At 34.1% G+C, this 18,387-nt stretch carries 15 protein-coding genes; 10 read left to right on the top strand and 5 right to left on the bottom strand.

The genetic code is table 11. The features are described from left to right. Positions 1–56: 56 nt before the first annotated feature. Both PYW31_RS09455 and PYW31_RS09450 read right to left on the bottom strand, forming a co-directional pair. The gene (locus PYW31_RS09455) at positions 57–1,379 is read right to left on the bottom strand and encodes a CoA-disulfide reductase (protein ID WP_046837349.1); all 1,323 of its coding nucleotides are present in this window, start codon (positions 1,377–1,379) and stop codon (positions 57–59) included. Positions 1,380–1,411: 32 nt separating this feature from the next. Continuing rightward, a complete protein-coding gene (locus tag PYW31_RS09450) occupies positions 1,412–2,254 on the bottom strand; it encodes a Cof-type HAD-IIB family hydrolase (RefSeq protein WP_046837350.1) in 843 nt (280 codons plus the stop codon). Between the two features lie 113 nt (positions 2,255–2,367). On the opposite strand from PYW31_RS09450, the gene PYW31_RS09445 reads away from it, so the two are divergent. From PYW31_RS09445 to clpB, 3 genes are all read left to right on the top strand, one after another. Then, a complete protein-coding gene (locus tag PYW31_RS09445; protein WP_046837351.1) occupies positions 2,368–2,676 on the top strand; it encodes a metal-sulfur cluster assembly factor in 309 nt (102 codons plus the stop codon). Between the two features lie 280 nt (positions 2,677–2,956). Next, the gene (locus tag PYW31_RS09440; protein WP_046837379.1) at positions 2,957–4,786 is read left to right on the top strand and encodes an acyltransferase family protein; all 1,830 of its coding nucleotides are present in this window, start codon (positions 2,957–2,959) and stop codon (positions 4,784–4,786) included. A gap of 338 nt (positions 4,787–5,124) precedes the next feature. Further along, positions 5,125–7,731, top strand: coding sequence for an ATP-dependent chaperone ClpB (gene clpB, locus PYW31_RS09435; protein ID WP_046837352.1), 2,607 nt, complete (start codon positions 5,125–5,127; stop codon positions 7,729–7,731). A gap of 143 nt (positions 7,732–7,874) precedes the next feature. On the opposite strand, the gene PYW31_RS09430 is transcribed toward clpB, so the two are convergent. Beyond that, complete coding sequence (locus PYW31_RS09430) at positions 7,875–8,069, bottom strand: YjzD family protein (RefSeq protein ID WP_046837353.1); 195 nt, start codon at positions 8,067–8,069, stop codon at positions 7,875–7,877. A gap of 230 nt (positions 8,070–8,299) precedes the next feature. Between PYW31_RS09430 and PYW31_RS09425 the strand changes: the two genes are divergently transcribed. Further along, complete coding sequence (locus PYW31_RS09425) at positions 8,300–9,241, top strand: beta-ketoacyl-ACP synthase III (RefSeq protein WP_046837354.1); 942 nt, start codon at positions 8,300–8,302, stop codon at positions 9,239–9,241. An 11-nt stretch (positions 9,242–9,252) separates the two neighbouring features. Beyond that, entirely contained in the window at positions 9,253–10,497 is a 1,245-nt protein-coding gene (gene fabF, locus PYW31_RS09420; RefSeq protein ID WP_046837355.1) for a beta-ketoacyl-ACP synthase II, read from the top strand. A gap of 410 nt (positions 10,498–10,907) precedes the next feature. Here the strand turns inward: fabF and PYW31_RS09415 are convergent, their stop codons facing one another. Next, positions 10,908–11,282 (bottom strand): DUF3899 domain-containing protein, encoded by a 375-nt coding sequence (locus PYW31_RS09415; RefSeq protein WP_046837356.1) that lies wholly within the window; start codon positions 11,280–11,282, stop codon positions 10,908–10,910. 246 nt (positions 11,283–11,528) lie between these two features. Here PYW31_RS09415 and opp3b point away from each other — a divergent pair, with 246 nt between their 5' ends. From opp3b to PYW31_RS09390, 5 genes are read left to right on the top strand one after another with little or no spacing between them, the layout of a single operon-like run. Further along, complete coding sequence (gene opp3b / locus PYW31_RS09410) at positions 11,529–12,455, top strand: oligopeptide ABC transporter permease (protein WP_046837357.1); 927 nt, start codon at positions 11,529–11,531, stop codon at positions 12,453–12,455. Next, on the top strand, positions 12,455–13,522 hold the full coding sequence (gene opp3C / locus PYW31_RS09405; RefSeq protein WP_046837380.1) for an oligopeptide ABC transporter permease: 1,068 nt from the start codon (positions 12,455–12,457) through the stop codon (positions 13,520–13,522). The genes opp3b and opp3C overlap by 1 nt, the downstream gene beginning before the upstream one ends. Positions 13,523–13,539: 17 nt before the next feature. Next, positions 13,540–14,622, top strand: a complete 1,083-nt coding sequence (locus PYW31_RS09400) for an ABC transporter ATP-binding protein (protein WP_046837358.1) — start codon at positions 13,540–13,542, stop codon at positions 14,620–14,622. After that, positions 14,612–15,556: an ABC transporter ATP-binding protein gene (locus PYW31_RS09395; protein ID WP_046837359.1), complete on the top strand. Its 945-nt coding sequence runs from the start codon at positions 14,612–14,614 to the stop codon at positions 15,554–15,556. The genes PYW31_RS09400 and PYW31_RS09395 overlap by 11 nt, the downstream gene beginning before the upstream one ends. A 20-nt stretch (positions 15,557–15,576) precedes the next feature. Beyond that, positions 15,577–17,229, top strand: coding sequence for a peptide ABC transporter substrate-binding protein (locus PYW31_RS09390; RefSeq protein ID WP_046837360.1), 1,653 nt, complete (start codon positions 15,577–15,579; stop codon positions 17,227–17,229). 128 nt (positions 17,230–17,357) lie between these two features. Here the strand turns inward: PYW31_RS09390 and trpS are convergent, their stop codons facing one another. Next, positions 17,358–18,347 (bottom strand): tryptophan--tRNA ligase, encoded by a 990-nt coding sequence (trpS, locus tag PYW31_RS09385; protein WP_046837361.1) that lies wholly within the window; start codon positions 18,345–18,347, stop codon positions 17,358–17,360. Positions 18,348–18,387: the final 40 nt, after the last annotated feature.

Here is an 18,387-nt window from a genome sequence, read left to right as displayed (position 1 = left end):
CTACTCAGCTTCATACTTAATAGAAATCATCGATTTTATTGTCTCAGATATTATTTTTATTTATTTCGAGCTTTATAACCAATCATGTTAATAATATCTTTCGGTCTACTATATGGTGGCGCATAGGCAACTTCAAATTCAGTGAGTTCATCAATTGTTAAGCGATGCATCATTGCCATCGATAATACATCGATACGTTTATCGGCGCCTTTTTTTCCAACTGCTGCTGCGCGTATAATACGACGGTTGGTATTATCAAAATAGACACGTAAATGTAAAGGGGAATTACCTGGATAATATCCAGCATGTTCACCCTGTTTAGTTTCAACGACTTCATAATCAAAATGCATTAATTCTTGTGGGCTGACACCAACACTTGCAAAGGTATAGTCGAAAAATTTAACAATGTTTGCACCTAAATAGCCTTTGAACTTTATGGAATCATTCCCAGCAAGTTGTTCAGCAATAATGCTTGCGCCACGATGTGCACCCCATGCTAGTGGGACATGTGCTTCAAGGTCAACGTGCCGATAGTGTGCATTTATAATATCACCTAAAGCATATATGTTTGGGATGTTTGTTTCGAAGCAATCATTGACAGGTATATAACCACGTGCGTCTAGTTTGATGTTAGACGTTTTGATGAAATCAGAATTCGGTTTTACACCAATACCTTCAATAATAATATCAAAATGTTCAACTGTACCTGATTTGAAATGCACCTCATTTCCAATGACTTTCTCAACTTCTTCATTGAGTCTAAATGGTATTTGGCGTTTTTGCATTTCTTCTATAATAGGTTGATTCATATCGGAATCCATCAGTTTGTTGATATGAGTTGAGCGATGAATTAGCGTTGGGCTAATGCCTCTTTCATATAAATTATCAAGTATCTCTAAACCAATATAGCCAGCACCAATAATAAGTGCATTACTGACTTTACGATGCTTAATAAATGATTCTATGGCATCTGTATCTTCCATATTTCTTAATGTAAATGTGATATCGCTGTCCAAATTTAACGAGTTTGCACTACAACCTGGACTCAGAATTAAGGTATCATAAGTTTCTTCAAATGATTGTTTGCTTTGTCTATCATATACGGTAATAGATTTATGGGTATCATTAATTGCCGTTACTTCATGATAAGGTTTGACTGTGATTTGTTTTTTTTCATAGAACATTTCAGGTGTAGCTTCTAGGATTTTATCTCGTGAATCAACAACATTACCCAGATAATAGGGTAGTGCACAATTTGCAAAACTCATATCTCTGTCTTTTTCGAAGACAATGATTTCACTTTCTTGATCTAATCTTCGTATCTGACTAGCGACGGTCGCTCCACCAGCAACAGCGCCAACGACTATGATTTTATTCATAATAAATGACCTCCTAGTAAGTGAGTATCTGACTATATTCGAGATGTAATGGATGCTTTATAAGGAATATCAAGTTGGAAATAGTTGTTAAGATAACGACCAATACCGTCATCATTATTTGAATATGTAGTTTCATTAGCTACGTGTTTTAACTCGTCTAATCCATTTTCCATTGCGATACCGTATTTAGCATATTTAATCATTTCTAAGTCATTATCTTCGTCTCCGAATGCAATAATTTGGTTGCGATCAATGTCTAGGTGTGATTTAACATAATCAATGCCTCTAGCTTTGCTAATACCTTGTTTTACAATTTCAATAACTGGAAAAGGTGATCCCCATCTGCGGTGTTCAATGTTTTCAGCATAAAAGTGCGTGAGCATTTGTTTAACTCTTGGAATCATCACTTCTTCAGCTTCTACTAAGATAGAAGTCGGTGAGGCTGTTAAAGAAGTCAATAAGTCACCAGTTTCTACTTTAGGCGTGCCCATTGAAAAGCCATCAAATAATTTTTGGTCAAAGTTATTAAGAAAGACATGATCTTTGATTTCAGCAATAATATTTGAAACACCATAATCATTTAAGGACTGAATAATTTCTTTAGACAATTCTAAATCTAAAACATCGTGCTTTGTTTTAAAGTTATTATCTTTAGGATGGTGAACATAGGCACCATTAAAGTTAACTACAGGCGTGTCCATATGAAGTTCATGGTAATAAATTTGACTTGCTCTATAAGGGCGGCCAGTTGCTATCATGAGCTTATGCCCTTGTGATTGTAAAGTTTTTAACACTTGTTTTGTATAAGTAGGAATTACTTTTTCATCGTTTAAAAGTGTACCATCTAAATCTAAGCAAATTAAATAAGGTTTCATGCAAATCTCCTTAATGTTTAATAATTGTTGTATCAATATCATAGCATTTTATTGGCGTTTTGTAAGATATTTGATATATTGTTAATATGATTAATAACGAAGAGGTGAGACAAATGGACGAAGGATTAAAAGATAGTATTTTAAATGCGCTTGAAATGGTTATAGACCCTGAGTTAGGAATTGATATTGTTAACTTAGGTTTAGTATATAATGTAGACGTTGATGATGAAGGTATTTGTAAAGTAGATATGACTTTAACTTCTATGGGTTGTCCAATGGGACCACAAATTATGAACCAAGTTAAAATGGTCTTGGCAGAAATACCTGAGATTTCAGATACAGAAATAAATATCGTTTGGAGCCCGCCATGGGACAAAGATATGATGTCTCGCTATGCTAAAATTGCGTTAGGCATTGGTTAAACAATAAATGGAAATAATTAAGAGAACTAGCTAAATGAGAACCGTATCAAAACGCGGAGATCATGAGGTTAGTTCTTTTTTTAATTTTAAAACTCAAAAACTTCGTTTAATAAATTATATAAGTTCGAACTATTGAAAAAATAAAAAAATGTATCGTACAAATCATTAAAATAATTGCATTTATATTACAAAAGTATTACAATCGGCTAGTAAAATGAAAGTGGATTTACGCTGTAGATAAAGCATTATTTTAAAATTTGGGGATGGAAGTATGATGAAAATGAGTAACGATTCAAGTAAGCGTTGCGATAAAAAACGCGATACACGTTATATGCCTGGCTTGGATGGATTAAGAGCAATTGCTGTTATAGGCATCATTATCTATCATTTAAATAGGCAATGGCTTACGGGTGGTTTCTTAGGTGTAGATACATTTTTTGTTATTTCAGGCTATTTAATTACCAGCTTATTATTAAAAGAGTATGAAGAAACAGGTATCATTAATTTGAAAAACTTTTGGTTAAGGCGGGTTAAGCGATTAATGCCTGCAGTTATCGTCTTAGTTTGTGTGGTGGTATTAGCTACGCTCATTTTAAAACCAGATCAAATTGTTGGTATCAAACACGATGCATTTGCTGCAGTACTTTACGTATCTAATTGGTGGTATATTGTTTCAGATGTAAATTATTTTGAACAGTTTGCGTTTATGCCACTTAAACATTTATGGTCACTAGCAATTGAAGAACAGTTCTACATATTCTTTCCAATTGTATTAATCACTTTATTACTCACTGTTCGCAAATATCGCAATGTGACATTGATTTTTTGGATTATTTCATTAGTATCTTTGTTTGTAATGATTATGATTTCGCAACCGCATATGGGTCATTCCCGTGTTTATTTTGGAACCGATACAAGACTGCAAACGATGCTCTTAGGTGTAATGTTAGCATTCTTATGGCCACCATTTAAATTGAAGAAAAAACCAAATGTTGCTATAAGACACGTCGTTGATACAGTGGGGGTATTAAGTGTTATTTGCTTATTAAGCCTATTTATTTTGGTCGATGATAATAGTGATTGGATATATAGTGGCGGATTTTATTTGATATCAGCAATGACACTGTTTGTAATCAGTAGTGCAGTACATCCATCAGGATATTTCGCTCGGATACTCGGTAATCCAGTATTCGTATACATTGGCAAACGCTCATATAGTTTATATTTATGGCATTTTCCGGTGATAAGTTTTTTACATAGTTACTTTGTAGACGGGCAAATTCCTGTTTATGTGTATATTATTGATGTGATAGTAACCATCATTTTTGCAGAATTATCTTATCGCTATATCGAAACACCGTTTAGAAAATATAGTTTCCGTGCGTTCACGTTAAACCGTTTTAGAAAAATTTCATTCTTACGAACAGTAGCTTTAATCATTATTCTAATCCCGTCACTGCTTATTTTTGCAGGAGCATTTGATCATTTAGGTAAAGATACTACAGCTAATAAGAAAATGTCTTATCATACTACAGGCAATCATAAGCTCAAAGAAAAGTCTAAAACTGTTTCTCTCAAAGAAAAATCAGGAGAAAAGCAAGCCAAAGCACATAAAAATAATAAAGTATATTCAGACCTAAAACCTTTACTTATTGGGGATTCTGTAATGGTAGATATTGGAGAAGATTTTACTAAATATGTGCCTAATGCCAATATTGACGGTAAAGTTGGACGTAATTTATATGAAGCTATGCCACTTGTTGAGCAAAATTATAAAAAATATGCTAATAAAAACGAGCAAGTAGTTCTAGAGCTAGGGACAAATGGTGATTTTTCAAAAGAGCAATTGAACGAACTGATAAGTAAATTTGGAGATGCCAAAATTTATTTAGTAAACACGCGCGTTCCGAGAAATTATGAATCACATGTAAATAGTTTGATGGCTGATGCTGCTAAAAATCGCCAAAATGTAACGTTAGTAGATTGGCATAAACGTTCAGAAGGTCATTCTGAATATTTCGCTCCGGATGGTATTCATTTAGAATATTCAGGCGTTCAAGCTTTAACTGACGAAATATTAAAACAGATGGTTCCTAAAAAGGATAAATAATAAATTTTATTTATTATGCCTAAGCGAAACGAAAAGTAATACGATAGTAAGTCCATTTCAACATAACGTTGGCATGGGCTTTCATTCGTTTTTAAAGACAATTAAAATATCAGAAATATGTAATAAAAAATAAGTTAAAGTATGATGGTTTAATCACGCTAATAAAGGGGCAAAACATTGATGTATATAGCTTGAAGTATAAGTGTTTTATTTGAAAAAATACAAGCTTTTGTGTTGATTATCTAAATAAAAAGGACTATAATAAACTTAAGGTCAAAGAAAGTCAAAGTCAAACTTACTTTCCATTGATCAAACACTAAATGGTGAGGTGAATCATTTTGGATATTAATCAAATGACCTATGCAGTTCAAGGCGCTATACAAAAAGCTGTTGAATTAGCAAAAGAAAATGAAAATCAAAATATTGAAATTGAAGCTGTACTTATGGCAGCACTTGAAGAGAATGATAGTTTATTTAAAAGTGTTCTAGAACGTGCCAATATTGAAACAGAAGCACTGATAAATGCATATAAAGAAAAATTAAAACAATATCCATCTGTGCAAGGCGATAACGTACAGTACGGACAGTATATTAGTCAAAAAACGAATGAACTGTTTAATAAAGCTGAAAGTTATATGAAATTTTATGAAGATGAATATATTTCTATGGAACATATTATTGTTGCTGCGATGGACATAGACGAAACGACGCAACAATTTATCGCCAATAAAAAAGAAGTGATAACTGAGATTATAAAAAAATTAAGAGGGGGAAATCACGTGACATCACAAAATCCAGAAGCAAATTATGAAGCGTTAGAAAAATATGGACGTGACTTAGTTGAAGAAGTACGTCAAGGCAATATGGATCCGGTTATAGGACGAGATGAAGAAATACGTAATGCTATTAGAATTTTAAGTAGAAAAACGAAAAACAATCCTGTACTTATAGGTGAACCTGGTGTAGGTAAGACTGCTATCGTTGAAGGATTAGCGCAACGTATTGTACGTAAAGACGTACCAGAATCACTATTAGATAAGACGATTTTTGAATTAGATCTAAGTGCTCTAGTTGCCGGAGCAAAATACCGTGGTGAATTTGAAGAACGCTTAAAAGCAGTGCTTAAAGAAGTTAAAGATTCAGAAGGTAGAATTATTCTATTTATTGATGAGATTCACATGCTTGTAGGTGCAGGTAAAACAGAAGGTGCGATGGATGCCGGTAACATGTTGAAACCGATGCTTGCACGCGGTGAATTGCATTGTATTGGTGCTACAACACTAAATGAATATAGAGAATATATTGAAAAAGATTCAGCGTTAGAACGTCGTTTTCAAAAAGTAAACGTTGCCGAGCCAGATGTAGAAAATACAATTTCTATATTACGTGGATTAAAAGAGCGTTACGAAGTTTATCACGGAGTACGTATTCAAGACAGAGCTATAGTAGCAGCTGCAGAATTATCAGATCGTTATATTACTGACCGCTTCTTACCAGATAAAGCGATTGATTTAGTCGATCAAGCTTGCGCAACGATACGTACAGAAATGGGATCTAACCCAACAGAACTAGATCAAGTCAATAGACGTGTCATGCAATTAGAAATTGAAGAATCTGCATTGAAAAATGAATCCGATAACTCAAGTAAACAACGATTACAAGAACTACAAGAAGAATTATCTAATGAAAAAGAAAAACAAAATGCAATACAATCACGGGTAGAAGAAGAAAAAGGTAAAATTGCTAAATTACAAGAAAAACGTTCAGAATTAGATGAAAGTAGAAAAGCTTTAGAAGAAGCTGAAACGAACTATAATTTAGAAAGAGCAGCTGAGTTACAACATGGTAAAATTCCAGCATTAGAGAAAGAATTACGTGAATTGGAAGAAGCGTTCCAAGATGAACAAAGTGGAGACACTGACCGTATTATTCGAGAAATTGTAACTGATGAAGAAATTGGAGAAATCGTGAGCTCATGGACAGGTATTCCAGTATCAAAATTAGTTGAAACTGAAAGAGAAAAATTATTGAATTTGGCAGATATTTTACACAAACGTGTCGTGGGCCAAGATAAGGCTGTTGATTTAGTATCAGATGCTGTTGTAAGAGCACGTGCAGGGATTAAAGATCCTAACAGACCAATTGGTAGCTTCTTATTCTTAGGACCTACAGGTGTCGGTAAGACGGAATTGGCTAAATCCCTAGCATCTACTTTATTTGATTCAGAAAAACACATGATTCGTATTGATATGAGTGAGTATATGGAAAAACACTCTGTCTCTCGTTTAATTGGTGCACCTCCAGGTTATGTAGGTCATGATGAAGGCGGACAATTAACAGAAGCAGTTCGTCGTAACCCATATTCTGTTATATTGCTAGATGAAATTGAAAAAGCACATTCAGATGTATTTAACGTACTTTTACAAATACTTGAAGAAGGTCGTCTAACAGATTCTAAAGGAAGAGAAGTAGATTTTAAAAATACAATCATTATTATGACTAGTAACATTGGTTCACAAATTTTATTAGAAAATGTTAAAGATACAGGTGTTATAACAGAATCTACCGAAAAATCTGTAATGACAAGCTTGAATCAATATTTCAAACCAGAAATTATTAACCGTATGGACGATATTGTGCTCTTCAAACCGTTAACAATCGACGATATGAGTTTAATCGTTGATAAAATATTGACGCAATTAAATATTAGACTTATGGAACAACGTATTTCTATAGAAGTTTCTGATGAGGCAAAAGCATGGCTAGGAAAAGAAGCGTACGAACCTCAATTTGGTGCACGTCCTTTAAAACGTTTTGTACAGAGACAAATTGAAACGCCATTAGCCCGTAAAATGATTAGAGAAAATTTACCAGAAGGTACATCAATTCATATAGATTTATCAGATGACGGCTTGACGTTTGAAGATATCAAACCTGAAATGTGATAAAGGTAATTAAATATAGCAACCACAAAATAGCACAGCCCCCGTATCAGTTGTCAGACTTTTACGGGGGCTCTTTTATAATAATTTGTTAAATAAAAAACTGCCACAAAGTAATGATACTTTGTCGACAGTTTAAAATATGCCTAATGCTGCTGTTTAGAATCATTGGACGTTGGCTTAATCACCATATCAAATAACACTACAATAATTGTAAATATAACTGCTACAACAAGAGGTGTGATTAGGTTAAGTGGCCCGCCACCCTCTAAACTATTTAATACAAAATTAATCATTTCTAATAAGACAATAGACCAAAATAGAACTATGAGGTATTTCATTATGTAATGCCTCCAATATAATAAATATATCTCTATTATAAATAAGAAACCGCTATTTGTATAGTAAGAAAAGTATCAAAGCATATTTTTGCGTTATAATTAAATATGCTTTAAATTATAATAAAATATGCAATTATACACACATGTTAGAGGTAGTTCTTGTATTTGAAATGTGTATTATGTTAAATTAATACCTGGTAATAAAAAATAAATTAAGAAGGTGTTCGACCATGGACGTGGGTATTAAAGGTTTTGGTGCATATGCACCTGAAAATATAGTAGACAATGCCTATTTTGAAACATTTTTAGAAACAACGGATGAATGGATTTCTCAAATGACTGGTATTAAAGAAAGAAGATGGGCTAGTGAAGAGCAAGAAACATCTGATTTAGCATATGAAGCAAGCGTAAGAGCAATAGCAGATGCTGGAATTGAAGCCTCTGATATTGATATGATATTAGTTGCGACTTCTACAGGTGATTTTCCTTTTCCAACAGTAGCCAATATCCTTCAAGAGAGATTAGGCGTTGGTAAAGTTGCATCTTTAGATCAACTCGCTGCGTGTAGTGGTTTTATGTATTCTATGATTAATGCTAAACAATTTGTACAATCTGGAGATTATAAGAATGTACTTGTTGTAGGTGTAGATAAATTATCTAAAATTACTGATTTTACTGATCGTTCCACTGCAATTTTATTCGGTGATGGTGCAGGAGCTGCCGTTATCGGAGAAGTATCAGAAGGACGTGGTATTCTGAGCTATGAATTAGGTTCTGATGGCTCAGGCGGTAAATATTTATATTTAAATCCAGAAAATGGCAAAATATTTATGAATGGTCGTGAAGTATTTAAATTTGCAGTTAGAATTATGGGCGAAGCATCAAATAATGCAGTAGCTAAAGCAAATTTAAAACCAGAAGATGTTGATATGTTTGTGCCTCATCAAGCAAATATTAGAATTATGGAATCGGCGAGAGAACGCTTAGGCATACCGAGAGAAAAGATGAGTGTTTCAGTTGATAAATACGGTAATACCTCTGCAGCCTCAATTCCATTAAGTATTGCGCAAGAATTGGAAAATGGCAAAATTAAAGACGATGACGTTTTAGTGTTAGTAGGTTTTGGCGGCGGTCTTACTTGGGGCGCTGTTACATTGAGATGGGGAAAATAGGAGGATAAAATATGAGCAAAGAACAACGTGTTGTAATAACAGGAATCGGCGCATTATCACCTCTAGGTAACGATGCAAAGACGACGTGGGATAATGCATTAAAGGGCGTAAATGGTATTGAAGAAATTACTCGTTTAGATGTATCAGATTTCAATATTAATTTGGCTGGAGAGTTAAAAGATTTTAATATTGAAGATCATATCGAGAAAAAAGAAGCACGTCGTATGGATAGATTTACCCAATATGCAGTTGTCGCGGCAAGAGAAGCAGTGAGTGATGCTAAATTAGATATTAATGAAAATACTGCAAATAGAATTGGCGTATGGATTGGTTCTGGAATTGGCGGTATGGAAACTTTTGAAATTGCACATTCACAATTATTAGAACGTGGACCTAGACGTGTAAGCCCATTTTTCGTACCAATGTTAATCCCAGATATGGCTACAGGACAAGTATCTATTGATTTAGGTGCTAAAGGGCCTAATGGATCTACAGTCACTGCTTGTGCTACAGGTACAAATTCTATAGGCGAAGCTTTTAAAATAATTCAACGTGGTGATGCAGATGCCATGATTACTGGTGGTACGGAAGCACCAATTACTCAAATGGCAATTGCAGGGTTCAGCGCAAGTCGTGCATTATCTACAAATGAGGACAAAGAAACTGCTTGTCGACCATTCCAAGAAGGCCGTGATGGCTTTGTTATGGGTGAAGGCGCAGGTATTGTTGTACTTGAATCACTTGAATCAGCAAAAGCAAGAGGTGCAGAAATTTATGCAGAAATCGTTGGTTATGGTACAACGGGAGATGCTTATCACATTACTGCACCTGCACCTCAAGGAGAAGGTGGCTCACGTGCTATGCAAGCTGCTTTAGATGATGCAAACATTGAGGCTAAAGAAGTACAATACCTTAATGCTCATGGTACAAGTACACCAGTTGGAGACTTAACAGAAGTGCAAGCAATCAAAAATACATTTGGTGAAGCTGCTAAAACATTGAAAGTAAGTTCAACTAAATCAATGACAGGTCATTTACTTGGAGCGACAGGGGGCATTGAGGCGATATTCTCTGCACTTTCAATTAGAGATAGTCGTATTGCACCAACGATTCACGCTGTCACACCAGATCCTGAATGTGATATCGATATTGTGCCTAATAAAGCAGAAGATTTAGATATTACTTATGCAATGAGTAATAGTTTAGGTTTTGGTGGACACAATGCGGTAATTATATTGAAAAAATTTGCTGATTAAAAAATGACGTTTAATCACTAATATACTAAATAAAAAGTGGATGTAATCAATTGTGAGATGATTATATCCACTTTTTGTATACCAATTTTTATGAACTTTTGATCTGTTAAAAAATTATTTTTTAGAAAGTAGTTAATATGAAAATAAACTTTTCATAATATCTACTTCATGTACTCTTTAGAATGAGTTCACTTATATTTGAGGCAAATAATCTCATGTATGCGATTTATGACAACGTACGTAAAATGGATGATGTCGGTATATGTAGGGGTTATCGTATTACTTGGGTTTGTACTGCTATATTATGCTTTGTTTTATAATCCGCATTTAGATACAAAATAAAAGACTGTAAGAAATATTGTTAAATGGATGACAATATTTCTTACAGTCTTTTTTGTTTTAAGTAACGTTTAGAGCATAAATGAAATCAAAATAGAACATAATAAATATATAATATTACAAACAAATCCAGTGATTACCCATGGTGTAATAAAATATTGATCTTTTTTTACTTGTCCTGGTTTGAAAAATGTGTCTTTTTCTAAAGCATCTCTATGTTTTTGGCTAGAGAGTTGATATTTTAATCTTCTAAAACCATAACTTGTAGGATCTAATACACCTTCTTGAACAATGAGAATAATGAAAAATATAATCGTTAAGATGGTAGATATGTAAAACAGTAAATTCATAAAATGCACTAAAGTATGGACGCTAAAGAGCCACAAAGCTAAAGATAATAGAGGTGTGAAAAGTCCCCATATGAGTATATTGTGTTTACTTCTCATTTTTATGCCTCCTAGTTTCAATAAATTTATTGTAACTTAATATAACTTAAAAAAGAATAATAATATCTATAAATTCTTTTATATCAATGTTTTTGTTAGTTAATAAATTATTTTGTTAAAATATTCTTTATTAATGTAAAGCAAAACAATATTGCTTAATAGATGAACTGAATATATAATTGTTATTAAATATTTCTGAATATTTTGAAAGGGAATGTTTATTTTGAAAATAAAGGGGGATAATTTATGCTTAAATATGTTTTGAAACGTTTAGGATATATGATTTTATCATTATTCATTATCGTAACGATTACATTTTTCTTAATGAAATTAATGCCAGGGTCGCCATTTAATGATGAAAAGTTAAGTGAAGATCAAAAGCAAATTTTAAATGAAAAATATGGGTTGAATGATCCTGTACCAGTGCAATATGCAAGCTATTTGAAAAATGTAGCGACAGGGGACTTTGGTAATTCATTCCAGTACGATAATCAACCCGTGTGGGAATTAATACAGCCACGATTATTACCATCACTTGAAATGGGACTTATAGCAATGGTGATTGGGGTTATATTAGGATTAATTTTGGGGATTATAGCAGCGGTACGGCAAAACAGTTGGGTTGATTACACAGCCACAGTAATTTCAGTTATAGCAGTGTCTGTCCCATCATTTGTATTAGCAGTACTTTTACAATATGTGTTTTCTGTAAGATTACATTGGTTTCCTGTCGCCGGATGGGAAGGTATATCAACAGCAGTCTTACCTTCATTAGCACTCTCAGCAGCAGTGCTAGCAACTGTGACTAGATACATAAGAGCAGAAATGATAGAGGTATTAAGTTCAGATTATATTTTATTAGCGCGTGCAAAAGGTAATTCTACGATGAGAGTGTTATTTGGACATGCATTGAGAAATGCATTGATTCCAGTAATTACGATTATTGTACCGATGTTAGCTAGTATTTTAACTGGGACTTTGACAATTGAAAATATTTTCGGTGTGCCTGGTTTAGGGGACCAATTTGTTAGATCTATTACTACAAATGATTTTCCTGTGATTATGGCAACAACAATTTTATTCAGTACACTATTTATTGTTTCTATCTTCATTGTAGATATTCTTTATGGTGTTATTGATCCACGTATTCGTGTACAAGGAGGTAAAAAATGATGGCTGATAAAAGAGATGAAAAATTAACAGATGACCATTCAAATGCAGTTATGTCACATACCTCTGAAGCTATTCCGGCAACTGATTTTATTAGAAGTAACAATGACATTTCAAAAGAACCAGAAATGCAAAGAGAAAGTAAAAACTTTTGGCAAGATGCATGGGCGCAATTGAAGCGTAACAAGTTAGCGGTAGTTGGGATGATTGGACTTATCATTATTGTATTACTTGCATTGATAGGGCCTTTGGTAAGTGCACATAATTATGCTGATCAAGATGTTGACAGACGTAACTTGCCAGCAAAAATTCCAGTACTAGATCAAATACCATTCTTACCCTTTGACGGTGAAGGTGCAAAAGGTGTTGACGCTTATAAAGAAGCTGGTGTTAAAGAGCATTTTTGGTTTGGGACTGACCAATTAGGTAGAGATTTATGGTCAAGAACATGGCAAGGTGCTCAAGTTTCTTTGTTTATTGGTGTTGTAGCCGCTTTATTAGATATATTTATTGGCGTTGTCTATGGTGCCATATCCGGGTTCTTTGGAGGCCGTATAGATAATGTCATGCAACGTATCATTGAAGTCGTAGCATCTATTCCAACGCTTATCGTTGTTATATTATTCGTGCTGATATTTGAACCATCTATTTGGACAATTATATTAGCGATGGCTATTACAGGATGGATAGGTATGAGTCGTGTTGTGCGTGGAGAATTTTTAAAATTAAAATCACAAGAATTTGTGTTGGCATCTAAAACATTAGGTGCTTCAAAATTAAAACTAATTTTCAAACATATTTTACCTAATACATTAGGGGCAGTAGTAGTAACATCTATGTTCACGGTACCCAATGCAATATTCTTCGAAGCATTCTTAAGCTTTATCGGTATTGGTGTACCTGCGCCTAAAACATCATTGGGTTCACTTGTTAATGATGGTAGAGCGATGTTATTGATACATCCACATGAGTTGTTTATACCAGCAATTATATTAAGTTTATTAATCTTATTTTTCTACTTGTTCAGTGATGGATTACGAGATGCATTTGACCCTAAAATGCGTAGATAATAAAGGAGGCAACAGTTATGTCAGAACGAATATTAGAAGTTAACAACTTGCATGTTTCCTTTGATATCGATGCAGGGGAAGTGCAAGCAGTCAGAGGTGTCGATTTCTTTTTAGATAAAGGAGAAACATTGGCGATTGTTGGTGAGTCAGGATCTGGGAAATCCGTGACTACTAAAGCGATCACGAAGTTATTTCAACGTGAATCAGGTCGAATTAAAAAAGGAGAAATCAATTTTTTAGGTGATGATTTATCAAAAAAATCAGAACAAGAATTGATTAAGTTACGAGGCAAAGACATTTCAATGATCTTCCAAGATCCTATGACTTCGTTGAATCCAACGATGAAAATTGGTAAACAAGTTATGGAACCTTTGATGAAACATAAAAACTATAACAAGGTTGATGCGAAAAAAAGGGCGTTAGAGATTTTGAATATGGTTGGTTTACCAAATGCAGAGAAACGGTTTAATGCTTATCCCCATCAATTTTCAGGTGGACAAAGACAGAGAATTGTTATTGCAACTGCATTAGCGTGCGAGCCCAAAGTATTAATCGCTGACGAGCCAACCACAGCACTTGATGTAACGATGCAAGCCCAAATATTAGAATTGATGAAAGAATTACAAGATAAGATAAGCACGTCTATTATCTTTATTACACATGATCTAGGGGTTGTTGCTAACATTGCAGATCGTGTTGCAGTAATGTACGGTGGTCAAATGATAGAAACGGGAGAGGTAGATGAGATATTTTATGATCCAAAGCATCCTTATACATGGGGACTGTTATCATCTATGCCCGATTTAACAACAGGATCGGAAACTGAACTATTAGCTATACCGGGCACGCCACCAGATTTATTACATCCACCCAAAGGAGATGCATTTGCAGAACGAAGTCAATACGCATTAGATATTGACTTTAAGTCGCCGCCACCTTGGTATCAAGTATCGCCAACACATTTTGTAAAATCATGGTTGTTAGATGAACGCGCACCTCATGTTGATCCACCAGAAATGGTACAAAAACGTTTACGTAACATGCCAAAAAATTACGATAAACCTCAACAAGTAGAAAGGGTGTCGTTTGATGGACAATAATAAAGAAGTGTTACTACAAGTGAAAAATTTAAAACAATATTTTAATAAAGGTAAACATAATGAAGTAAGAGCAATTGAAAACATCTCTTTTGATGTATTTAAAGGAGAAACATTTGGATTAGTAGGGGAATCAGGATGTGGTAAATCTACAACTGGTAAAGCAATTATTAAATTAAATGATATTACAGATGGTGAAATCTTGTATGAAGGTGTAGATATACAAAAGATTAAAAATCGTAAAGACTCATTAAAATTTAATAAAAAAATACAAATGATTTTTCAAGATCCATACGCCTCTTTAAACCCAAGGTTGAAAGTTATGGATATTGTGGCAGAAGGCATTGATATTCATAAACTTGCTGCTGGTGTGAAAGATCGTAAAAAACGTGTATATGATTTATTAGAAACAGTAGGATTGAGTAAAGAGCACGCAAACCGCTATCCACATGAGTTTTCAGGTGGACAAAGACAACGTATCGGTATTGCTAGAGCTTTAGCAGTGGAACCTGAGTTTATTATTGCGGATGAACCTATTTCAGCACTAGATGTTTCAATCCAAGCGCAAGTTGTCAACTTGTTGTTGAAACTACAAAGAGAACGAGGAATTACATTCCTATTTATCGCCCATGACCTTTCTATGGTGAAATACATTTCTGACAGAATTGCAGTCATGCACTTTGGTAAAATCGTCGAATTAGGCAGTGCGGATGAAATTTATAATCACCCATTACATCCATATACACAATCACTTCTTTCTGCTGTACCACAGCCAGATCCAGAAAGTGAAAGAATACGTAAAAGAACGGTTTTTAAAGAAGATACATCTAAAAATGACCAAAGAGTATTGCATGAAGTACGTCCAAGTCATTATGTATTTACAACAGATGAAGAAGCTGAGACGTTAAAATCACAAATACAAAAAGCATCTGTATAACAGGGGAAAGGGGGATTTCGATGAAAAAATTTAAAATATTTACCATACTTATAGCGTTATCTGTTGTGTTAGCAGGTTGTAGTAGTGCTGAAGGCGTATATTCAGATAAAGGGCAAGTATTTAGAAAGGTATTACCACAGGATATATCATCATTAGATACAGCACTTGTAACAGACACAGTATCATTTGACGTATTTAACCAAATATATGAAGGATTATATACATTAGATAAAAATGATAAAGCGCAACCAGGTGTAGCGAAATACATGCCTAAAAAGAGTAATGGTGGTAAGACGTTAACAATCAAGCTACGTAAAGATGCCAAATGGTCGAACGGTGATCCAGTAACAGCACAAAACTTTGAATATGCTTGGAAACGCGTCGTCAATCCTAAAACAGCATCAGAGTATGCATATATAATGTATGATTTGAAAAATGCTGAAGCGATTAATACAGGTAAAAAAGATATAGATGAATTAGGCGTTAAAGCTGTGAATGACCATACATTAAAAGTAGAATTAAATAAACCAATTCCTTATATTAGTGAATTGTTAGCGTTTGCGACATTTATGCCACAAAATGAAAAAGTAGTGAACAAATATGGAGAACAATATGGGACAACAGCTGAAAAGTCAATCTATAACGGACCATTCAAAGTAGAGGACTGGAAAGTTGAAGATAAAATTCAACTTGTGAAAAACAAAGACTACTGGGATAAGAAAAAGGTACATTTAGATCGAGTGAATTATAAAGTGTTGAAAGATCAACAAGCGGGTGCTTCATTGTATGATACAGGGTCAGTTGATGATACGCTTATTACTGCTGATCAAGTGGACAAGTATGAAGGCAATCCTGGCCTGAAAAAACGACTGTTAGCAAGTACATTTTATATTAAATTAAATAGAGACAATGTTCCTGAATTTAAGAATAAGGACTTGCGACTTGCAATTTCTCAAGCCATTGATAAAGAAGGATATGTGAATGCTGTTAAGAACGACGGTTCATCAGCGACAGATGGTTTCACATCTAAGTATACTGCAAAATCGCCTGACGGTAAGGATTTCACAGAATCGATTCAATCGCCATTATCATATAATCCAAAGTCAGCGAAAAAGCATTATGACAAAGCGAAAAAAGAATTAGGTATTAAAAATCTAACGTTCACGATGAATACAGAAGACACAGCTGAGAAGAAAATTTCGGCAGAGTACATCAAGGCCCAAGTTGAGAAAAATTTACCTGGTGTTACGATGAAGATTAAGCAACTACCATTTAAACAAAGGGTAAACCAAGAACACTCAGAAACGTTTGAGGCTTCGCTTTCTGGTTGGGGTCCAGATTATCCAGATCCATTAACGTTCTTAAGTATTATGACGACAGGTAATGCGTCTAATAACACAGGATGGGGTAACAAAGAGTACGATAAACTCATCAAGGACGCGAATGGCAAATTATTACAAAAGCCAGATGAACGTCAAGCGGCAATGAAAAAAGCCGAAGAAATTATGTTACAAGAAGCACCGGTTGCACCAATTTATCAAAAAGGGGAAGCGCATTTAACTAATCCTCAAGTTAAAGGTTTATATTATCATCAAATCGGTGGCGATACTTCGTTGAAAGAGGTACGCATCGACAAAGATATTGATAGAGACACAGGTAACAATAAAAAATAATATACCAATATACCGATCAATATTATGCCATAAGAAAAAGACCATCTCATTTTTAGTTGAGGTGGTCTTTTTGTTATCTCGATATATAAAAAAACACAGCCTAATCATATTAGACTGTGTTAGGGATTTTATCTTTTACGACCTAGGCCCATCGCTTTTTCCATTTTTTTCAAGGTTTTGAATGAAACTTTTTGAGCTTTATCTCTACCTTCATCTAAAATGGTATCCAATTCCTCTGAATTATAGTAGTGATTGTACTTTTCTTGGAATTCAGTTAAGAATGTTTTTACTATGTCAGCTAAATCTGTTTTAAAGACACCATAATTTGAATCCTGGTATTTGAGTTCAAGTGCAGCTAATGATTCATCAGTAAGACTTGAATAAATAGATAATAAGTTAGAAATACCTGGTTTGTGTTCTCTATCAAATTTAATTATGCCATCTGAATCTGTAACTGCACTTTTAATTTTTTTAGCAGCAGTATTTGGATCATCTAATAAAGAGATGAAGTTTTTTTGATTATCATCACTTTTACTCATCTTTTTAGTTGGATCTTGTAAACTCATGACACGCCCACCTACTTTTGGCATGCGAATTTCAGGTTTAACCAAAATGTCATTGTAGCGACTATTAAATCGATCTACTAAGTTTCGTGTTAATTCCATATGTTGTTTTTGATCATCGCCTACAGGTACGATATTAGTATTGTAGATTACAATATCGGCAGCCATTAATGGTGGATAAGTTAAGAGACCGGCAGGCACACCTTCAGTTTGTTTTAAAGATTTATCTTTAAATTGTGTCATGCGCTCTAATTCACCAATAGAAGATATGGTTGTCAGCATCCAACTTGCTTGAATATGTGCTGGTACTTCTGATTGGATAAAGAGTGTTGATTTTTCTGGATCAATACCAGAAGCTAAATAAATAGCTGCGAGTTGTCTCGTTTGTTTTCTTAATTTCAAACGATCTTGTGGAACCGTAATTGCATGTTGGTCCACGATGCAGAAGAAACAATTGTAATCATCTTGGACTTCTCCAAATTGTTTTAATGCACCGATATAATTACCGAGTGTGGGTATACCACTAGGCTGGATACCTGAAAATAATGTTTCCATTTTTGGGATGCCTACTTTCTAAAATTTAAATTTTTACATA

The organism is Staphylococcus succinus (assembly GCF_029024945.1).
Lineage (GTDB): Bacteria > Bacillota > Bacilli > Staphylococcales > Staphylococcaceae > Staphylococcus > Staphylococcus succinus.
The sequence above is the reverse complement of the archived record's forward strand: the minus strand, read 5'-3'. Positions and strand labels throughout refer to the sequence as shown.

Bases quoted from the DNA above. Each gene is read 5' to 3' on its own strand.
- trpS (WP_046837361.1), bottom strand. From the start codon at position 18,347: ATGGAAACATTATTTTCAGGTATCCAGCCTAGTGGTATACCCACACTC.
- opp3C (WP_046837380.1), top strand. From the start codon at position 12,455: ATGGCTGATAAAAGAGATGAAAAATTAACAGATGACCATTCAAATGCA.
- PYW31_RS09455 (WP_046837349.1), bottom strand. From the start codon at position 1,379: ATGAATAAAATCATAGTCGTTGGCGCTGTTGCTGGTGGAGCGACCGTC.
- PYW31_RS09450 (WP_046837350.1), bottom strand. From the start codon at position 2,254: ATGAAACCTTATTTAATTTGCTTAGATTTAGATGGTACACTTTTAAAC.
- PYW31_RS09415 (WP_046837356.1), bottom strand. From the start codon at position 11,282: ATGAGAAGTAAACACAATATACTCATATGGGGACTTTTCACACCTCTA.
- fabF (WP_046837355.1), top strand. From the start codon at position 9,253: ATGAGCAAAGAACAACGTGTTGTAATAACAGGAATCGGCGCATTATCA.
- PYW31_RS09440 (WP_046837379.1), top strand. From the start codon at position 2,957: ATGAGTAACGATTCAAGTAAGCGTTGCGATAAAAAACGCGATACACGT.
- PYW31_RS09445 (WP_046837351.1), top strand. From the start codon at position 2,368: ATGGACGAAGGATTAAAAGATAGTATTTTAAATGCGCTTGAAATGGTT.
- PYW31_RS09430 (WP_046837353.1), bottom strand. From the start codon at position 8,069: ATGAAATACCTCATAGTTCTATTTTGGTCTATTGTCTTATTAGAAATG.
- opp3b (WP_046837357.1), top strand. From the start codon at position 11,529: ATGCTTAAATATGTTTTGAAACGTTTAGGATATATGATTTTATCATTA.
- PYW31_RS09390 (WP_046837360.1), top strand. From the start codon at position 15,577: ATGAAAAAATTTAAAATATTTACCATACTTATAGCGTTATCTGTTGTG.
- PYW31_RS09425 (WP_046837354.1), top strand. From the start codon at position 8,300: ATGGACGTGGGTATTAAAGGTTTTGGTGCATATGCACCTGAAAATATA.
- PYW31_RS09395 (WP_046837359.1), top strand. From the start codon at position 14,612: ATGGACAATAATAAAGAAGTGTTACTACAAGTGAAAAATTTAAAACAA.
- PYW31_RS09400 (WP_046837358.1), top strand. From the start codon at position 13,540: ATGTCAGAACGAATATTAGAAGTTAACAACTTGCATGTTTCCTTTGAT.